General features: G+C 71.4%; 2 protein-coding genes. One reads left to right on the top strand and one right to left on the bottom strand.

Annotated elements, in window-relative coordinates:
* Window positions 1–869 (top strand): beta-ketoacyl-[acyl-carrier-protein] synthase family protein (locus ACY45C_RS20545; RefSeq protein WP_462189191.1); only part of this gene is annotated, 869 nt, incomplete at its 5' end.
* A 245-nt stretch (window positions 870–1,114) separates the two neighbouring features.
* Here ACY45C_RS20545 and ACY45C_RS20540 read toward each other — a convergent pair.
* A partial coding sequence (locus tag ACY45C_RS20540; protein ID WP_462189190.1) for a PP2C family protein-serine/threonine phosphatase occupies window positions 1,115–2,048 on the bottom strand: 934 nt, incomplete at its 5' end.

Genomic DNA, 2,048 nt, shown 5'->3' with positions numbered 1-2,048 from the left:
ACCGCATCCTGGAGCAGGCCGGTGCGCGCCGGATATCCCCTCAAACGGTGATCATGCTGATGCCCAACGGCCCGGCGGCGTGGGTGAGCATCGACCTCGGTGCGAAGGCCGGCGCCCGCACCCCGGTCAGCGCCTGCGCGTCCGGCGCCGAGGCGATCGCCACCGGTATGGAGATGATCCAACACGGGCTGGCCGACGTCGTGGTCGCCGGCGGCGTCGAGGCGCCGGTCGACACGCTGCCGCTGGCAGCGTTCGCGCAGATGAAGGCCCTGTCGACCCGGCACGACGACCCGGCAGCCGCCTCCCGGCCCTTCGACGCCGACCGTGACGGTTTCGTGCTCGGCGAGGGCGCCGGCCTGCTGGTCCTGGAACGGGCCGGGTTCGCCGCCGCCCGCGGCGCCCGCGTGTACGCCGTCGCCGCCGGCGCGGCCACCAACTCCGACGCCCTCGACATCGTCACCGCCGACCCCGCCGGGCAGCGCAGGGCCATCGAGGCCGCACTGTCCGGCGCCGGCCTCACCCCCACCGATATCGGCCTCGTACACGCCCACGCCACCTCTACCCCCGTCGGTGACCCCTTGGAGGCCGAGGCGATCACTCAGACGATCGGCACCCATCCGGCGGTCACGGCCACCAAGTCGATGACCGGGCACATGCTCGGCGCCGCCGGCGCGGTGGGCGCCATCGCCACGGTGCTCAGCATCCGCGACGGCGTCATACCCCCGGTACGCAACCTTGACCGGCTCGACCCGGCGATCAAGCTCGACGTCGTGTCCGGACAGGCCCGCCACGAGACCGTCCGCGCCGCCGTGGCCAACGCCTTCGGCTTCGGTGGGCACAATGTCTCCCTGGCGTTCACCGCCCCCTGAACCGGCCGCGCCGGCCACGCCTGGCTGGACTCGAACGCGCTCCGGCCCCCGTCGTGTTTCCGCCCGCCCAGAGGCCTCACTTCCCATTACTGACCATTGCCGATCATTTCTTCCAGCAAGGGAACGGCGAAGACACCTTGCCGTCCTTCATGATCTAGAGCGGGGTTGAGAAGGTCACCCAGATGCGGCTGTGATCCGAAGGTGTCAGCCGTCGATGGTTGAGGCTAGGAGAACCCGTAATGATCTTATCGGGCGTGGGCGAGGAGGAGGGTGACGTCGTCGTCGTAGCCGTCGTTGCGGTTGAGGAGGGTCAGTAGCCGGTCCGCGGTGGTGGACAGGTCGGCTGTTTCGGTGAGGATGCGCAGCAGGCGTCGGCAGCCCTCGCCGATGTCGACGGTGGGGGATTCGACGAGGCCGTCGGTGTAGAGGGCGAGGGTGGAGCCAGGGGGGGGGAAGCGGTGGCGGGTTTCGGTGAACGTCTGCTCGGTGACGCCGAGGATGATTCCATGGGGGTCGTCGAGGAGGTCGGTGGTGCCGTCGGGGTGGCGCAGGGCGGGGGGGAGGTGGTCGCCGTTGGCCACGGTCAGGGTGCTGGTGGCCGGGTCCTGGATGGCGTAGGCGACACTGGCGATGGTGTCGATGCTGCGGGTGACGGCGTCGAGTTCGGTCAGCAGGGCGGCGGGGGGCAGGTCGAGGCGGGCGAGGGTGCGGGCGGCGGTGCGTAGCTGGCCCATGGCGGCGGCGGCGTTCAGGCCGCGGCCCATGACGTCGCCGATGACCAGCGCGACCCGTCCGGCCGGCAGGGGGATGACGTCGAACCAGTCGCCGCCGACCTCGGTGCCGCTGGTGCCGGGCTGGTAGCGCCAGGCCAGGTCGAGGGCGTCCAGGGTGGGGATGTCGCGGGGCAACAGGGCGCGTTGCAGGATCAGGGCGGCGGTCCGCTGGTGGTCGAAGGCGTGGGCGTTCGCGATCGCGGTTGCGATCCGGCTGCCTAGTTCGGTGGCGGTCTGGGTGTCCTGCTCGCGGTAGGGGCGGGCCGCGGTGACGGCGAACCCGACGGTTCCCAGGCAGTGCGGGCCGGCCAGCAACGGGACGATGATCGCGGATCGAAGGTGGGACTGCCGGGACAGGGCGGCCACGCTGCTCGCGAGTGCGTCGGGTGCGTCGGGGAGCCGTTCG

The sequence above is a fragment of the Frankia sp. CcWB2 genome (assembly GCF_977927585.1).
The sequence above is the reverse complement of the archived record's forward strand: the minus strand, read 5'-3'. Positions and strand labels throughout refer to the sequence as shown.